We start from the raw sequence: 16,947 nt of genomic DNA on the forward strand, positions 1-16,947 counted from the left end.
GCCACCCCCATCCGATAGGAGGAAGTCCATGCCCCGATCCCACCGCCTGCAGCCCTGCCGTCCCCGGCTTCTTCGATTCCCGAGGCTACCTTGCAGCCCTGGCCTGCTGGGCCTGAGCCTGCTCCTCTTGCTCGCCTTGGGCACCGCCGGTGCCGCCGAGGCCGCAGTGGTACCGGAGCTGGACGCGGCGGTGCGGGTGGTCCGTACCACCGACGGCATTCCCCATGTCTACGCCTCCCGGGACACCGACGCCATCGCCGCCCTGGGCTATCTCCACGCTCGGGATCGCCTCTTCCAGATGGACTCCCTGCGCCGGATCTTCAGCGGCACCTACGCCGAGCTGGTGGGATCCGCCGCTCTCGGCTCCGACATCCAGCTGCGCACCCTCGGTCTGCGGCGCGCGGCGGAGCGCACCTATGCCGCCCTCTCCGCCTCCGACCTCGCCTGGATCGAGGCCTATGCCCACGGCGTCAACGCCTACCTCCAGCAGGCCCCGCTGCCGCCGGAGTACGGCGCCTTGGAGCTGTCCAAGGCCTCAGTACCGCCATGGACCGTGGTGGACTCCCTGGTCATCGCCAAGGGCCTCGCCTTCGGTCTCTCCTTCGACCTGTCGGATATCGACAACACCGTCAGCTTCATGACCTTCAGCCTCACCGGCGCCGCCGCCGGCTTCGACGGCGCCGCTCTCTTCTTCGAGGATGTCTTCCGGGTCGATCCCCTGGCCGCCGTGGCCTCCGTCCCCGCGGCGCCGGGACAGGCTCCGTTGGTGCAACCAACGAGCCTCGACGCCGGCTCCCCGGCGGCGGCCCGAAGCGCCGCCCAGGCCGCCGCTCAGAACCTGCAGAGCTATCTCCGCCCGGCAACTCTCGATCTCGCCCGGAGCTATCTACAGGAGGCGCGGGAGAACACGGTGCTGCGCGCCGCCGTCGAGGCCCGGGAAGCGGATCGCGGCAGCAATTGGTGGATGTTCAGCGGTGAGCACACCACCACCGGCACCTCCATGATGGCCAACGACCCCCACTTGGCCCTGGACAGCCCGGCGACCTTCTATGAAGCCCACCTGCTGGTCTTCGATCCCCAGCGCTTCCGGGTGCTCAACGCCAGCGGCATCAGCTTCCCCGGCGTACCGGCCCTGGCCCAGGGCTGCAATATGGACATCTGCTGGGGCTCCACCACCAATCCCATGGACGTCACCGACGTCTATCAGGAGATCCTGGTCCTCGATCCCACCACCGGGCTACCGGTGGCCACCCTCTTCGACGGCCAGCCCGAGCCGCTGGTGTTGATTCCCCAGGTCTACCGGGCCAACACTCCGGGCAACGGCGTCGGCGACGACGTAGCGCCCGTGCCGGTGGGGCCGGCGGAGGGCGGCATCACCTTCGTCGTGCCGCGGCGCAACAACGGCCCCATCGTCAACTTCGACTTCACCGACCCGGCCAACGCCGTGGCCCTCAGCGTCCAATACACCGGCTGGGGCGCCACCTTCGAGGTCGAGGCCTTCCGCCGCTGGCTGCGGGCGAAGAACGTCGACGACTTCGTCGACGCCCTGCAATCCTTCGACGTCGGCTCCCAGAATTGGTCCGTCATCGACCGTAGCGGCACCATCGCCTACTTCACCAGCGCCGAGATGCCCCTGCGGGAGGATCTGCAGGAGCTCAATGCTCCCGACGGCGGCATCCCACCCTTCCTCATCCGCGACGGCAGCCACCAGTTCAACCACGAATGGCTGCGCGCCGGGGACTCCGACCCGCGGCGGGCGCTGCCCTACCAGATCCTGCCCTTTGACGAGATGCCCCAGAGCGTCAACCCCGCCATCGGCTTCTTGATCTCCGGCAACAACGATCCGGTGGGCACCACCTTCGACAACAATCCCCTCAATCAGCTGCGCCCCGGCGGCGGCCTCTACTACCTCAACGCCGGCTACGCCAGCCTGCGCGCCGGCCGCATCCAGCAGATGGTGGACGAAGCCCTGGCGACGGGACCGGTGAGCCTGGAGGACCTGCAGCGCATGCAGGCGGACAACCAGTTGCTGGATGCCCAGCTCCTCACTCCCTTCATCCTCGACGCCTTCGACAACGCCTCCGCCGCCGGTGCTCCGGCGGCCCTGGCGGCCTTGGCGGCGGACGCCGAGGTGGCGGAGGCGGTGAGCCGGCTGGAGGCTTGGGACTTCACCACCCCCACCGGCATCACCGAGGGTTACGACCCCGGTGACGATGCCACCGCCCTCACCGCCCCCGGCGCCGACGAGGTCGCCCACAGCGTCGCCGCCACCCTCTACAGCACCTGGCGCGGCCAGGCGGTGCGCCGGGTGGTGGACGACACCCTCGCCGCGGTGGGGCTGGACTCGGTGGGTCCGGGGAGCCGACAGGCCCTGATGGTCCTCGGTCACCTCCTGCTGGAGTTCGACGACAACCAAGGAGTGGGCGCCTCCGGCATCCCCTTCTTCCCGCCCACCGCCGCCGCTCCGACCCCGGAGAACGCCCGGGATCTGGCGATCCTGGAGAGTCTACGGTCGGCCCTGGATCTGCTCGCCAGCGATGATTTCGCACCGGCCTTCGGCGGCTCCACGGACCAGGACGACTACCGCTGGGGTTACCTCCACCGCATCGTCTTCGACAACGATCTGGGGAGCCCCTTCAGCATGCCCTCCGGCGGCGGCCTCCAAGACCTGGCGCCGGGGCTACCCGGCGTCGCCCGTGCCGGCGGCTTCCAGACCGTCGACGCCTCCGCCCACAGCGCTCGCGCCGACGGGGTCAACGAATTCATGTTCGGCAGCGGCCCGGCGCGGCGCTTCGTGGGTACCTTCACCGGCGGCGGGCTGGACGCCTGGGAGACCATCCCCGGCGGTGCCAGCGCCCTCCCCGGCAGTCCCTTCCAATCCAACCTCCTGATGCTCTGGCTGACCAACAGCTATCGGCCCCTGGTGCTGCGGCCCCAGGCGGTGCAGCAGGATCGGCTGGATCAGATGGTGCTGCGGCCCGCTCCCTAGCCCCAGAGCTAGAGGTAGCGTTCCTCGACGATCCGCCGGTGGTGCTCCGCATGGCCGGCGAGGATCCACACCAGGGCCCGCACGGTGCACGGAGCGTCGCTGGCGACGCCGCGGCGCTCCAGCATCTGCGGGGTCAGGCTCTGCACCAGCGCCCGGGTGGAGGCCCGGATGGCCCGCAGCTCGGCCACCAGGGCCGCCAGGGACCGTCCCTCGAACTCCCCCGCCTCCACCCACGGGTCCTGGTCGATGCCCGGCAGCGGCGCCGGGTCGCGGCGGGCGAACCACACAATGCGGTGGCTGAACACGCGCTCGGTGTCGTTGACGTGGCCCACCACCTGGGCCACCGTCCACTTGCCCGGAGCGTAGCGATCGCCCGCCCGCTCCTCGCCCAGGTTCTCCAGGAGCGTCGCCAGCTCCTCGCCGAGACGCTCCAGAGTCCGCCGCACGTCCCCGTCGGGCACCCGGCCGATGTAGCCGTGGTAGAACGGAGCACACTCCTCCGGCGCCGGGCGCTGGTGGAAAGCCTCGGCGGACAGGTCTGAAGATAGGGTGGAGGCGGATTCAATGCCCATTGCTGGTTTCTCCTACTTCTCAAATCACGAGTTGCTGGTGGCAAGCGGCGATCGTCAAGCCTTAAGGCTAGCTGGTAGGGTCCCCGTTGGAATCTTGCGAAGACTCCGAGCCGCCCCCCGCGGGCAAGAGCCGGAGCGGCGAGACCTGAGCAGATTCCAATGGGGACCCTACCAGCCGGTCCGGATTATCCGTCGGCTCCATAGCTAGTCTCGGGAGGTTGTCATGTTCTCATTCCGCTACACCACTGGTGATTTCCATCTGCGCCCCCGCGTCGTCGCTCTGGGGCTCTGCCTGCTGCTCTCCGCATCCGTCCAAGCGGATGACACCGCGCCTCGCTCCGAGGCACCGAGCCCGCTGCAGCAGCAGGCCCTGGCCGCCGCCCGGGAGTATCGCCAGGCCCACGGCCCCGCCATCCTCCGGGACTTCGCCTCCCTGCTGGCCATCCCCAACGTCGCCCGGGACGATGAGAATATCCGCCGCAACGCCCAGCGCATTCGCGACGAGCTCACGGCCCGGGAAGTCAGCGCACGGCTGTTGGAGGTCGAAGGCGCACCGCCGGTGGTCTTCGGCGAGCGCAATATTCCGGGCGCCCAGCGCACCCTGGCGTTCTACGTGCACTACGACGGCCAGCCGGTGGACGAGGCCCGCTGGACCGTGCCGCCGTGGCAGCCGACCCTGATGAGCGCCGCCCTGGAAACCGGCGGCGAAGCCATTCCCTTCCCCGAAGATGGCGCACCCGTGGATCCGGAATGGCGCCTCTATGCCCGCTCCGCCGGCGACGACAAAGCGCCCTTGGCGGCCCTCTTCGGGGCCCTGGATGCCCTCGAGGCCGCCGACATCGAACCGACGGTGAACCTCAAATTCTTCTTCGAGGGGGAGGAGGAAGTGGGCTCGCCGCACCTCGAGCAGTTCATCACCCGCTATCGAGAGCTCCTCGACGCCGACCTATGGCTGATCTGCGACGGACCGTCCCATCAGAGCGGCGCTCCCCAGCTGGTCTTCGGCGTGCGCGGCTACACCGGCTTCGACCTCACCGTCTACGGCGCCAACCGCTACCTGCACAGCGGTCACTACGGCAATTGGGCTCCCAATCCAGCCCAGGAGCTGGCTCAATTGCTGGCAAGCCTGAAGAATGATCAGGGCCGGGTGCTGATCGATGGCTTCTACGACTCCACCATCCCTCCCGGTGCCGCCGAGCGCGCGGCCCTGGACCGGCTGCCGGTCTACGACGAAGAGCTGCGCCGGGAGCTCGATCTGGCAGCCACCGAGGCGGACAACGCGCCGCTGCTGGATCGCCTGCTCATCCCCTCCCTCAACGTCCGAGGAATGGTCAGCGGCGCCATCGGTGACGCCGCCCGCAACGTCATCCCCACCGAGGCCACCGCCTCCCTGGATATCCGGCTGGCCAAAGGCAACGATCCGGTGGCGATGCTCGACCGGGTTCAGGCCCATCTGGAAGGTCTCGGCTACCACGTGGTGGCAGACGAGCCGGACGGCGCCACCCGCCGAGCCCACCCTCGGCTGGTGCGCATGGTGCGCCGAATCGGCTACCCCGCCACCCGCACCCCCCTGGACGAGCCCCAGGTACGGCCGGTGGCGACGGCCATGACCTACGCCGCCGGTCAGGAGCCCCTCTTGGTTCCCACCCTCGGTGGCTCTCTACCGCTCTATGTCTTCGTCCAGCACCTGGAGACACCGCTGGTGGTGCTGCCCATCGCCAACCACGACAACAACCAGCACGGTCCCGACGAGAATCTGCGCCTCGCCAATTTATGGCTAGGCATTGATATCATGGCTACGTTAATTACCATGCCATAATCAACTAGCCGTCGTCGGCTGACCTGCCGGTCTCGGCTAGTTCCTCGCGAAGACCCCCGCCAGACCCTATGCAAACCCCACGCTCTCGCCACGCCATCCGCATCGGAGAGCAGCTCGTGCTGCTGCCCCGGGGGGTCACCATCGATCAGTGGTCGCTGGAGAAGACGCGCTGGCAGAATCCCCGGATCCGAGCCTTCCTGGGCTGCATTCAGCTGCTGGAGAGCGTCCTCGACAGCAATTTCGCCATCCTTCACTGCTCGCCGGAGCGGCTTGACGAGATCTGGGCCAAGGTGCAGCGGGTGAGCGAGGGCATCGAGAAGGAGCTCATTCCGCTGCTGCGGGCGGAGTCCAAGGTGCACGGTCTGGAACAGGCGCGGCAGCGGGCCGAGACCGCCGCCGAGATCTTGCTCAAACAGACCTTGCAGCCGCTGCAGCAATTCCCTTCGAACCTGCCGCCGGAAGGGCTACTGGAGCTGCGCAAGAGCTTGTGCACCGCCATCGGAAAGATCTACGCCTTCCTCCAGGACGCCTTCGGGGACATCATGACCAACGATCCCCGCAGCCGCTACGACGCCGACTACTTCCTCTCCCGACGCTTCCATCGGGACATGGAAGAGGCGGAGTGGTTGTACCGCTCGGTGGCCGGGCTGGAGAGCTACGTCCAAGGTCTGGAGAATCCCCGCAAACGCAAGCTCGGAGGCTTGGCGGCGCTGCTGCGGGAGGGCGGCGCCTTTCCCGAGCCCCACGATTGGTCCGACACCGCCCCTTTCCTGGACGAGCTCCTCTCGGTGCTCACTCCCAGGCTGAAGCAGATCCTCACCCTTCAGGGCGTGCGCTTCGAAGAGCTCGAGGTCGTCGACCGCTACGCTTCCGACATTCCGGCCCAATGCCAGCTCCTCCAGACCCTCTACGAGGTCGGCCGAGACACCCTCGACAAGATGGCCGACGAGGTCGGCGATTCGTGGCAGGAGCAGTCCCAGAACCGCCGGGATCAGGAGCTCTTCGCCCGCACCGTAAGCCTACGGCTGGCGGAGAACCTGGATCGTCTGAATCAGCCACTGCAGGATCTCTCCGCCTTCGTTCCCCTGTGGCGGGAGGGCATCAGCAAACGCCGGGCTCTGCTCTTCCACACGCCGAGCTCCGACCCCAAGCCTTCAAGCAACGGCACCCCGGAGCTAGAAGGGTCGGAGAGCGACTCGGCACAGCAGGACTGATCCTCCGCTTTCAGTCCGGTAGCGTCCTAGGTCGAGCTCCCTCAGGGCATCACCACCCGACTCCAGCGGTTGGTGTCCCCGGTCTCGAAACCGTCGATGAAGATTGGGTCGAGGGGCACTCCGCCGACCTCCACCGAGCCAATGTCGCACACCGCCATCAGATCTCCGTCGGCGTCCACCGGCCGGACGAAGCCCCGCTGATCCGTGGTCAGCGTCGCCCCGTCGGGATCCTCGCAGCCCATGGGGTCGCCCAGGTCGAGCACCGGGCTGCCCATCATCGGCAGATGGGTCTGGGTGCTACCGCCGTTGTCCGCCAGCGCCGCCAGCAACGGATCCAGGGGCGCGGCATTGTCCCCCACCTGGTCGCCGGCGACTCCGTCGACGAAGCCGCTGCATTGAGTGCGGTCCCCCACCACGTTGTAGCCCCGGGAGGTGAAAGCGGCCACCGGCGTCCGGCAGTCGGGGCTCGCGGTGCAGGTGGGGCAGGGATTGGTATTGCCCGCCAGCACCGAATTGCCCAGCTCCGTCTGGTCGCCGCCGAAGGGCGAGCCGTGGATGCCGCCGGCGACGCCGTTGTCGTCCATGTCGGCGTCGGCGACGTTGGCGGTGACGGTGACGTTGAACAGACGCACAAAATCCAGATTGTAGATGCCGCCGCCGTCGCCGTTGGCGGAGTTACCGGAAACCGTGGAGTTGGTCAGATCCACCTGCCCGCCCTCGTTGGTCAGACCGCCGCCGTCGCTCCCGGCCTGATTGCCCGACAAGGTCGAGGCGTTGAGCACCACCGCCGCGCCGGAGAACATGAAGATGCCGCCACCGTCGGTGCCCGCGGTGTTGCCGGAGACGGTCTGGGTGGAGAAGCCCACGGTGCCGCCACTGATGTACACGCCGCCGCCGGCATCGTCGGCGAAGTTGCCGGTGATCGGGCTGGCGGTGAGAGTGGCGGGAACGGCGTTCAGGTACACGCCGCCGCCGTCGCCGGTGCCGGGAGCCTTCGGATCGTCCCCGCGCAGGGCCATATTGCCGGACACCGGCGTATTGATCAGGGAGAGCAGATCGCCGCTGGCGTAGATTCCCCCGCCACCGTTCTGCGAGTTGTTGCCGCCGGCGATGTTGCCGGTCACCGAGCTGTCGGTAAGGTTCAGGGTGCCGGTGCTGAAGATGCCGCCGCCCAGGTTGTTGGCCTGGTGGTCAGCGATGACGCAATTCTCCACATTCAACACCGCGCTATTGAGAATGCCGCCGCCGACGTCCTGCCCGGCGCCGTGGCGCAAGGTCAGGTGGCGCAGGGTAGCGGTGCCGGCGGAGACCAGCAGCACCCGGTCGCTGGCGGTGCCGGCGGTGGTGTCCGCCTCGATGATGGTGGTGGCGGCATCCGCCCCCTCGAGAATCTGATCCTGCCCCAGCTGCAGCGCCGTGCCCAGGGTCAGGGTGTAGGTACCCGCCGGAATCACGATGCGATCCCCCGCCAGCGCGGTGAACAACGCGTCCCGCAGCGAACAATCACCGTTGGTGCAGCTGAAGTCCTGCTCGTCCACGGTGGTGTCGACAAATACGTCCGCAGCCTCCACCGGCAGCGCCAGCGACGCGCCCAAAGACAGCGCGGCTCCCAGGATTACCGACTTCCAGACTTTCATCCCTAGCCTCCTTCTACGCTCGGGTTGCAGCCGGGGGGCCGCTCATCGCTTGAGTTGAGTTCGAAGCGCAGAAGCTACCACAGATCACAATGATTCAGTGAAGTACTGAATCTCTATAGTTGGATATGGGCAGAGGGGGAAGAGGCTGGACTCCTGCGAACGAGGGAGTGAGGAGGTTGTTGGCGGAAAGGATGATGGAAGTAGGAAAGGCCTGTGGTCTCAGCACCTCCGCCCGGGGATCCAATCCCCGGGCTACTCAGGTGCCGCCAGCTCCGCTGGCTCCGGAGGGGAAGACGTGGTTGAGCAGGCTCTGGGAGCCGGATTCATCCGGCGGTGTCCTGGGTAGCCCCGGGATTGATCCCGGGGAGGGACTCCAATTCGCCGAAGGTGCTGGCACTATTCGGAATTCGCTCAGGACCCCCCCACCCGCAGCTGCACCCCGCTGGAGTAGGCGTTGAACTCCGGCGCGTAGAGGCTTTGAACGGTGGCCGGGCCGACGCGGAAGATGCCGTCCTGGGTGGCCCGCAGACGGTGGCGGAGGACCACCTCGCCGGCGGGGAGCTGCTCGACGAAGAAGTGGATGCCGCTGTCCCGGACTTCTCGATACCAGGCGAGGCCGAGATTCCACTCATAGCCGCTGGTCACCGCCTCCGGCTCGAAGCCGGCGCCCCGGGGGTCCTCCAGGTGCACGTACTCCGCTGCGTGGCTGGCGCGCACCGTCAGCTCTACCTCCACCTGATCCCCCACAGCTACCGAATCCCCCTCCTCGATGGGCGTCAAGACCCAGCCGTCGCCGGGGTTGTGGCGGCGGTAAAAGCGCCGCTGAACGGTGAAGAAATCCCCCTCCGCCGACTCCGGGAGCCGCTCGGTGGAGAAATGCCAGGTGGCGGAGGCGAAGAGCAGGCCGGGAGTCTCCTTCTCCACCGTCACCGTGGCCATGGCCGGCGTCACGTCGGCCCCGTCCACCACCATCTGAGCACCCTTGCCGGTGTACTCGTCGGGCTCGAAGATGAACTCCCGGCGCCGCTCCCCCGCGCTCACCGTCGCCGCCTCCGTGGCTCCCAACTGCCCTTCCCGCTGCAGATAGTGCGTCAGGCCGTAGAGCACCTCCGCGGTGGCGCGGGTGGACTTCCAATGGTTGAGCTTCTTGTTGAGCAACAACCACTGCACCAGCCCGTGGCGGCGCTCGTCGTCGGGATCGAGCTCGGTGAGCACCCGCAGAGCGAAAGCGTGGCTCTCGATGGTGTCGTTGTACCAAAGCCAAGCGCGCTCCTCCGGCGCCCAGTAGGTCCCCAGATCCTCGTCGGTATGCGCCGAGTCCATGATGCTGTCGAAGACCAGTCGGGCGTCCTCGCTGCGGCCGGCGCGCTCCAGGGTGAGGGTCAGATACCCCTTGAGCAGCGGCGAATGCTGCTTCCAATGACTGAAGGAGTGATCCAGCAGCGCCTTGCGGTCGTCGGCGCTGAACACGCCGCCGGTCCAGCTCTCGTCAGGATAGGAAGAGAGCACGTAGGCCAGGAAGGTGGTGGATTCCCAACAACAATCCTCCTCCACCATCCGCCGCGCCAAATCGTCGACGTAGTGGCGGTGTAGATAGGCCCAGGCTCGGACCACCACGTCCTGGGGCACCTCGACACCGAACTCCAGGGCCTTGGAGAAGCCGTAGAGGATGTACATCGTCATATAGGGCGACGGCGGGCCGCCGGGCCACCAGGGGAAAGCCCCCAACGAGGTCTGGGCCTCCCGCAGCTTGGCCAGGGAAGTCTGGCGCTGGGCTTGCGCGATGTCCGGGTCCAGAACCTTGATCAACGCCGCACCGTCCTCGCCGGTGCCGCCGCCCTCCGCCTGCCGCAGCCACGGCGACTCCACCAGCAGCATGCTGCGGTTGGGATCCGGCTGCGCCCAGGTCTCGAATTGGGTCTCGCGTTCGGCGAATCGGCGGGCCATGGCCGCCACCGCCGGATATTCGTCGAAGAGGCTGGACAGAATACCGGTGGAGACGAAGCGGTTGAGGGTTTGCTCGGTGCACTCGTAGGGGTAGTCCACCAAGTAGGGAAGAGCCTCCAGCACGCTGTAGAAGAGCTGAGCGTCGAGGGTCACCACCAGCTGCTCGTCGATGCGGCTGGCGTCGTCGTCCGCCGCCAGATCGGGGAAGGTCAGCTGGCGCCGGTCCGCGCCCTGAAGGGCGGCGAAGCGGCTCTGGCTGAGATGAATCCGCGAGGGCAGCACCGGCAGCGGGCGCAGCTCACCGTCGCTCAAGGAACCGGCTCGGCCCACCGCCCGGAAGGCCACCAGGCCGACGCGATTCGGCGCCCGCACCGGGAAGGTCAGGGTGGCGCTGCCGCCGGGCTCGAGATCGAAGGCCACACCGGTGGCGGCCTCGGCGTCGAGATCGAAGGCGGCGCCCAGGTCGCTGCCGTCCTGCGGATCCTCGATGGAGAAATCGAGACTGCCGGAGAAGGCCTCCTCACCGGCGTTCTGCACCACCACCCGCAGCTCGGCGCGGTCCCCCTCGCGCAGGAAGCGCGGCAGATAGGGCCGCACCAGCAGCTCTTTGACGCTGCGGGTAGAGGCCTGGGCCCGGCCGGAGCGCAGATCCCGGGTCACCGCGTGGGCCCACACGCTCCACTCCGTCACCGCGTCCGGCACCTCGAACTCGAAGCTCACGGAACCGTCCTCGGCGACGAGCAGCTGGGGCTGCCAAAAGGCGGTCTCGGAGAAGTCGCTGCGCACCTGGGGCTCGTCGCCGCCGTCGGCACCCCCGTCCCCCTCCGGCGGTGGCGGCGGTGCCGGTGGTGCACCTTCCTGATTCGAGGCCTTGAAGGCGATGTCCACGGACTCCTCGACGGCGGGCGCCGCCGCGGCCACGGAATCCATCGCCATAGACTCCATCACCGGCGCCTCTCCCCGAACGGCGAGCTGGCGGGTCATGCCGCCGCGGCCCATGCCGCCGACCCCGTAGGAAGCGAAGAAGCGCAGGCGATCCCCCATCAGCGCCATGGCGCTCGTAGTGGCCCCCCAGCCGTCGGTGCGCCCCCACACCTGGTTCTGACTGCCGAGGGGGCTGAGCAGCGGCGGCGCCGCCCCGTGGCGGGGATAGAGATCGAGAGGATGCGGGGGCTGATGGGGAGCGAAGACCTCCAGGCTGCGGTCGTACATATAGGCCAGCACCTCTGCCGCCCCGGCGGCCAGCGCCTCCTCTCCGTCCGCCGAGGCCACCCGTACCCGCCAGGTCTCCCGCTGGCCCGGCCGCAGCCGGTCGCGGAAGGTCTCGAAGCTCACCGCCAGTCGGCGGTCGGTCCAGGGCACGGCGACGGTGCGCGTCTGGGTCATCAGCTGGTGATCCTGGAGCCCGGAGAGGGAAAGGCTGATGCCGCCGCGCTCCTTCGCCGTCACCGGCACCTCGATCCACCCGGACCAACCCGACGGCAGCTCGCGGCGCAGGAAGCGCCGGGGGCCGGCGTAGGCGTCGAAAACCATGGGCAGGGCCTCCAGACCGGTGTGGACCCACACCCGCAGGGTCTCCCCCACCTCCACCGACGAGGTCTCCGCCAGCAGCGCCATAGGCACCGCCAACTCCCCCTCCGCCGGCTCCTTCGCAGCCTCCTGCGCTGGCGCCGGGGCCACGACGATCTGCTCCTGGGTCTCGAAGACCGCGCCGAAGGAATCCTCGGTGCGATAGTGAAAGCGGTAAGCACCGGGCTCCAGCGAACCCAGGTCGACGGTGGCGGTGGCTCCCGAGGCGCTGGTTTCCGGGGCGGGCCGCACCGGCGGCGGCTCGATGCGTCCCGTGGAGGTAGGGGCCGAGGCCTTCGCCGCCCCCTCAACGCTCTCGGAGGCTGCCTCGTGCCTCACTTCTCCCGAGGCGAGCTCCTGGCCATCAGCCCAGCCCGCCAACACCTGCCCGATGGCGAAGTCCGTCTGCCAGCGCGGCCGCAGGCCGTCGCCGGGGGTGCGGTAGGCGTCGTCGTCGGGACTCGGCCGGCGAGTATTGGGAATCTGGTCCAGAGGCGGCAGCGCCGCCGGTAGCGGCGTCTCCGCCGGTTGCTGGAGGCGGGTCAGCCGCCAGCTGCCCCGTCCGGCCCGGGGATTGCCGTCGAGGTCCCGCCGGGCGATGGTCACCTGCACCGGCCGGTCGCTCCGTTGCACCTCTGCGCCGGTGTCTACCACCGCCTCGACGGCGACGAAACCAAGGCGGAAGGCGCGGCTGGCGGAGCGCGTCTCGCCTCCCTCGTCGGTGACGTCCGCCTCGACCCGGAAACGGTACGTGATCCCGAGGTCCGCATCCGCTTCATCGGCCTGTGGGGTGAAGGCGAGCTCGAAGCCGCCGTCGGCGCCCAGGGAAGCAGTACCCGCCGCCACCGTCTGGCTCTCGAAGCTGCGGTTGGGGCTCGCCCACCACCAATAGTAGGGCGGCAGCTGAGGCTCCCGCACCACCCGCCAGTCGACCTCGCCGGCCACCACCGGCAGCCCGAAGTAATACCGCGCCGTGCCCTGGAAAGCCGCCCGGCGGTTGAGCCGCAGCTCCTCCTCCGGTGCTTCCAGCTCGACCTCGAAAGTCGGCCGTTTGTACTCCTCCACCACCACCCGCGCCCCACCCCCCAGGGAGGTGCGCACGCGCCAATTCCCCAACAGCCGTCCCGGCGGCAGGGTGAAGCTGCCGGCGGCGGAGCCGAATTCGTTGCTCGTCACCTGGCTCTTGGCCACCGACTGACCGTTGGCGTCCACCAGCTCGACCTCGAAGCTCTCCCCCTCGAGGGTCTGGAAGCGCCCCTGGTCCGCCCGGCCGCGGTAAGCCACCACCTTCCACAGCAGCTCCTGGCCGGGGCGATAGGCGCTGCGGTCGGTGTAGACCAGCGCCGCCGTCCGACGGCGGGTGTCGGCGACACCGCTGAGGTAGACACCGTTGGCGAGCAGGCTGGTGTCCTCGCCCTTGCGTACCAGCAGGAAGTGGCCGTGACGGGCCACCGCAGTGCCGAGCGGCGTGACCCGGCCGTCCTCACCGGTCTCGAGGTCGCGCACCCGTTGATGACCGGAGTTCCAGTCCCGCCGATAGAGCAGCACTTGGGCCCCCGCCACCGGCTCACCACTGGCGCCGGAGCGCACTTGCACCTCCAGCGCTCCGGGGGTCTGGCGCACCGTCGGCACCAGATCGCTGACCACCAGATTCACCGCCGCCAACCGATTGGTCTCCCGGCGGAAGTCCTCCCGGGCAGAGGCCACCAGCACGTAGAGGCCCGGTTCCTCCCCCAGCGGGGGCGTCACGAAGATGCGGTGATGGCGATAGTCCGGCGTCGGCGGCAGCTCCTCCGTCCATCGGGTCAGGGGGTCGCCGGAGGCGACGAGCCGCTCCACGGTGCGCTGCCGGGGCAGCAGGTTGTAGTCCTGGGCCTGCTCCACGGTCTCCTGAAGATCGAGGCGGTAGGCGCGGAAGTGGAGCCGGGAAAGATTCTTGAAGCGCACCTGCACGGAGCGCTTGCTGGGGCCGTCCAGGAGCATGGAGCGGAGCTGATAGTCCGGCGCCTCGATGACCGCGACGCGGTCCCGGCAGCGCTTGCCGCCGAGGGAATCGGGATGGGCTTCCAGACCCTCCTGAGCCAGCCGGTGAGCCTGCACCAGGGCCTGGGGGTCGTCGAGCTCCGCCGTCAGCCGCGCCTGCTCCGCCATCCCCATGGACCACCAGGGGAAAGCCCGGCCCAGGGTCTCGCGATGGTTTTCCAGATCCGCCAACAGCTGCCGGCGGTGGCGGTCTTCATTGAACGAAGCCTCCAGCCGGCGAATGCGTTCCAGCCGCGCCTCGAAGGCCGCCTCCGGACGCTCCCCGGAGCGGTGCCAGGACTCCAGATCCTCCAGCAAGAGCGCGATGCGCGTCAGGGGATGAGTCTCCGGAGCCGTTAAGGCTTCCTCCACAGAGATCTCTTCGGAGGTCGGATCCGAGCTCAGCAAGCGCTCCAGATCCATCAGCTCCGCCCGATTCGATTCCGCCGCCGACCACAGCGAGGTATCCGCCAGCAGCTCCACCCACAGATAGGTGACCGTATCCCGCAGAGTGCCGCGGATCCGTGGGGGGTAGTTGTTCTGGCGCAGATACTCCGCCAGCAGGCCCACCGGGGCATGGCCCCAGCGCTCGCGCCGATCCCAGACCTCAGCGTAGGCCCGATTCGCCTCGGCGACGATCTGCTGAGAGGTCCAACGCTCCAGCTCCAATTCATCCTCGCTGGACATGGGGTCGTCGCTGGACACATCCTGGACGACCCGCTCCCGCTGGCCGATCTCCCAACCATAGGCCTGGTGATAGGTCACCAGACCCTGGGCGTAGAAGAGGGACAGCGCCGCCCGCTGCCGCGGGTCCTCGGGCCAGGGCGCCGAGCGCAGCTGCTTCACCGCCGTGGCGTAGCCGTGGAGCGCGGTGCGCAGCTGTACCTCTTTGATCAACGCTCGGGTGTAGAGCTCGTCATTCTCGGCGGTCTCGGCGGCCTCCCGCAGCTCCGCCGCCAACTCGGCGGCCTGCTGCATCTTCTGCTCGGAGACCAGCTGGTCGATCTTCTGCCAACGCGGATCCATAGCGACCTCCTCGGGGGACGATGGAGACGCTCCCGGACCCTGAGCGTCGCCGAAAGAAGGGCCGCAAGCGGCGAGACCGATGACCATGAGAATGACCAGCAGCGAGCGCGGAGTCGAGACGGAGCGGCGGAGTACGGAGCTGGGGACTGGGGCGTATCGATTCATAGCAACTAGTTTAGACCCTTCTCAAGGGGAAAACAGAACCGCGGGGGTGGAACTTTTTGGGGCCGGTCGCGGCATGGTTTGAAATCTAGCGAGCATTCGGTGCGAGGAGCCTGTCGAGCCCCCTCACCCCCGTCCCCTCTCCCAGCCCTCCCAATCCCCCACCCGGTAGAGGGGCGCCTCCACCCGTCCCCTTGATTCCAACGCTGCATCTCGAATCTATGATGAGCTTCGAGCTTCCCCCTCTACCGGCAGGTCGGGAGGGCGGCTGGGAGAGGGGGACCGGAGGGGGTGAGGGTCTTGTTCTCCAACGAGACATCAACCGCTGGAAGCTTCCAACCACTGAGTGATCTTGTCCAGCGTCCAACCCTAGGCCAGACGACCAGGAACGACCTCAGAGATCCGCCAGATCCGCCAAGTCGAGCTCGGAAGTGGTGAGCTCCTCGCTGTCCTGCTGGTCGAGGCCGTCGTACTCCGGCGCGTCGGGGCTGAGGTAGATGCTGAAGGTGGAGCCTTCTTCCAGGACGCTCTGTACCCGCAGCCGAAAGCCCATGAGCTCGCAGAGGGAGCGCGAGATGGAAAGTCCCAGGCCGGTGCCGCCGGGACGCTGGGCGCTGCTCGCCTCGCCCTGGCGGAAGGCCTCGAAGATGGCTTCCTGCTCTTCCTCCGGAATCCCCATACCGGTGTCCTCGACGTCGATGCGCAACGGCACACCGGTGTCCGGATCCGCGATCAGCCGCACCACTACCTGGCCTTCGCTGGTGAACTTGAACGCGTTGCTCACCAGGTTGATCAAGACCTGCTTGAACTTGAGAGCGTCGGCCCGGACGGTGCTGCAGGACTCCGGCAAGCGGGCCACCAGGTCCACTCGGGAGGTGTCCACGTCGCCCTTGAGCTGGGCCAACGTCTCGATCACCAGGCGCTTCGGATCCACCGAGCGGTAGACCGGCTCCTGACGGCCGGACTCGGTCTTGGCCAACACCAGCACATCGTCGATGAGAGCCAACAGATGCTCGCCGTTGGCGCGGATGCGGTCCAGGTAGCGCAGCTCTTTGTCGGTGAGCCGCTGATCCGGATTCTTGGCCAGGATGTTGGCGAAGCCGATGACCGAGTTCAGCGGGCTGCGCAGCTCGTGGCTCATATTCGCCAGGAAGCGGCTCTTGGTTCGGCTGGCCTCCTCCGCCGCCTCCTTGACCACCATCAGATCCGCCTCGGCGCGCTTGCGCTCCCGGATCTCCCGCTCCAGCTCGCGGGTCTTGGCAGTGAGCTCGGCGGTGCGCTCCGTGACCCGCGCCTCCAGCTCTCCCTGACTGCGACGGGCGCTTTGTTCGGCGCGGCGCCGGGCGGCGATATTGGGCAGCCAGCGGTAGAGTCCCACCGCCATCAGGCTGAAGCCACCGAGGAAGCCCACCAGCTTTTCCAGCACCGCCTGCTGAGGAGTCGGCCCCAGAACGATCAGCGGACTCAGCTGCTGGAAATGATCGGTGACGTCCACCGCCGTGCCCAGAAAGAGCAGCCAGAAACCGCCCAAAATGAGGCGCCAGCCACGCTCCTCACCGAGCCCTTCGCGGCGACCCACGTGGGTCGCAAAGACCGCTACCACCAAGGTGACCATGGCCACCAGGATCTCCAGGGTCAAGCTGAAGCTATTCATTGACGCCGAAACCCCGGGCAATTTTGTTTTCCCATACTTCGATGATTCTATCCTATCGGTTAGCGGACTTCCTCGACATGTTCACCAGGGTCTCGTCTCGCCCGGCGCACACTGCTCGGCCATCTCCCTGCCCGTCGGATCGAACCTGAAGGAGCGCGTCGGTGGCACAGAAAAAGCTATCCAGCGGGCTCCTCCGTCTGTACTGCCGGATGGTCTCCGGTGCCAGTCTCTTTCTGGTCAGCACGGGAAGCTCCCGACATCCGTCGCGCCCTGCTAAGATCGCGCTCCGCCCGCCGGCGGCAGCCCCGAAGTCTCCGATCCTTCGGCTTCCGCCCA

The 16,947-nt window shown here is 67.9% G+C and carries 7 protein-coding genes; 3 read left to right on the forward strand and 4 right to left on the reverse strand.

Annotated features, from left to right (window positions below; all coding sequences use genetic code 11):
- Positions 1 to 28 precede the first annotated feature (28 nt).
- Positions 29 to 2,989 (forward strand): penicillin acylase family protein, encoded by a 2,961-nt coding sequence (locus SX243_06910; GenBank protein MDY7092686.1) that lies wholly within the window; start codon positions 29 to 31, stop codon positions 2,987 to 2,989.
- 8 nt (positions 2,990 to 2,997) lie between these two features.
- Here SX243_06910 and SX243_06915 read toward each other — a convergent pair whose 3' ends face one another.
- Positions 2,998 to 3,561: a DinB family protein gene (locus SX243_06915; protein ID MDY7092687.1), complete on the reverse strand. Its 564-nt coding sequence runs from the start codon at positions 3,559 to 3,561 to the stop codon at positions 2,998 to 3,000.
- Between the two features lie 223 nt (positions 3,562 to 3,784).
- Here SX243_06915 and SX243_06920 point away from each other — a divergent pair, with 223 nt between their 5' ends.
- Positions 3,785 to 5,380, forward strand: a complete 1,596-nt coding sequence (locus SX243_06920; GenBank protein ID MDY7092688.1) for a M20/M25/M40 family metallo-hydrolase — start codon at positions 3,785 to 3,787, stop codon at positions 5,378 to 5,380.
- A gap of 68 nt (positions 5,381 to 5,448) precedes the next feature.
- On the forward strand, positions 5,449 to 6,594 hold the full coding sequence (locus SX243_06925; GenBank protein ID MDY7092689.1) for a hypothetical protein: 1,146 nt from the start codon (positions 5,449 to 5,451) through the stop codon (positions 6,592 to 6,594).
- A 41-nt stretch (positions 6,595 to 6,635) separates the two neighbouring features.
- On the opposite strand, the gene SX243_06930 is transcribed toward SX243_06925, so the two are convergent.
- From SX243_06930 to SX243_06940, 3 genes are all read right to left on the reverse strand, one after another.
- Positions 6,636 to 8,231: a choice-of-anchor Q domain-containing protein gene (locus SX243_06930; GenBank protein MDY7092690.1), complete on the reverse strand. Its 1,596-nt coding sequence runs from the start codon at positions 8,229 to 8,231 to the stop codon at positions 6,636 to 6,638.
- Between the two features lie 411 nt (positions 8,232 to 8,642).
- Entirely contained in the window at positions 8,643 to 14,795 is a 6,153-nt protein-coding gene (locus SX243_06935) for an alpha-2-macroglobulin family protein (protein MDY7092691.1), read from the reverse strand.
- A 556-nt stretch (positions 14,796 to 15,351) separates the two neighbouring features.
- Positions 15,352 to 16,611 (reverse strand): ATP-binding protein, encoded by a 1,260-nt coding sequence (locus SX243_06940; protein MDY7092692.1) that lies wholly within the window; start codon positions 16,609 to 16,611, stop codon positions 15,352 to 15,354.
- Between the last annotated feature and the right edge of the window lie 336 nt (positions 16,612 to 16,947).

The organism is Acidobacteriota bacterium, assembly GCA_034211275.1.
In the GTDB taxonomy this organism is placed as follows: Bacteria; Acidobacteriota; Thermoanaerobaculia; order Multivoradales; family JAHZIX01; genus JAGQSE01.

Coding starts and splice junctions, on each gene's coding strand:
- SX243_06925 (MDY7092689.1), top strand. CDS start 5,449: ATGCAAACCCCACGCTCTCGCCACGCCATCCGCATCGGAGAGCAGCTC.
- SX243_06930 (MDY7092690.1), bottom strand. CDS start 8,231: ATGAAAGTCTGGAAGTCGGTAATCCTGGGAGCCGCGCTGTCTTTGGGC.
- SX243_06920 (MDY7092688.1), top strand. CDS start 3,785: ATGTTCTCATTCCGCTACACCACTGGTGATTTCCATCTGCGCCCCCGC.
- SX243_06915 (MDY7092687.1), bottom strand. CDS start 3,561: ATGGGCATTGAATCCGCCTCCACCCTATCTTCAGACCTGTCCGCCGAG.
- SX243_06910 (MDY7092686.1), top strand. CDS start 29: ATGCCCCGATCCCACCGCCTGCAGCCCTGCCGTCCCCGGCTTCTTCGA.
- SX243_06940 (MDY7092692.1), bottom strand. CDS start 16,611: ATGAATAGCTTCAGCTTGACCCTGGAGATCCTGGTGGCCATGGTCACC.
- SX243_06935 (MDY7092691.1), bottom strand. CDS start 14,795: ATGGATCCGCGTTGGCAGAAGATCGACCAGCTGGTCTCCGAGCAGAAG.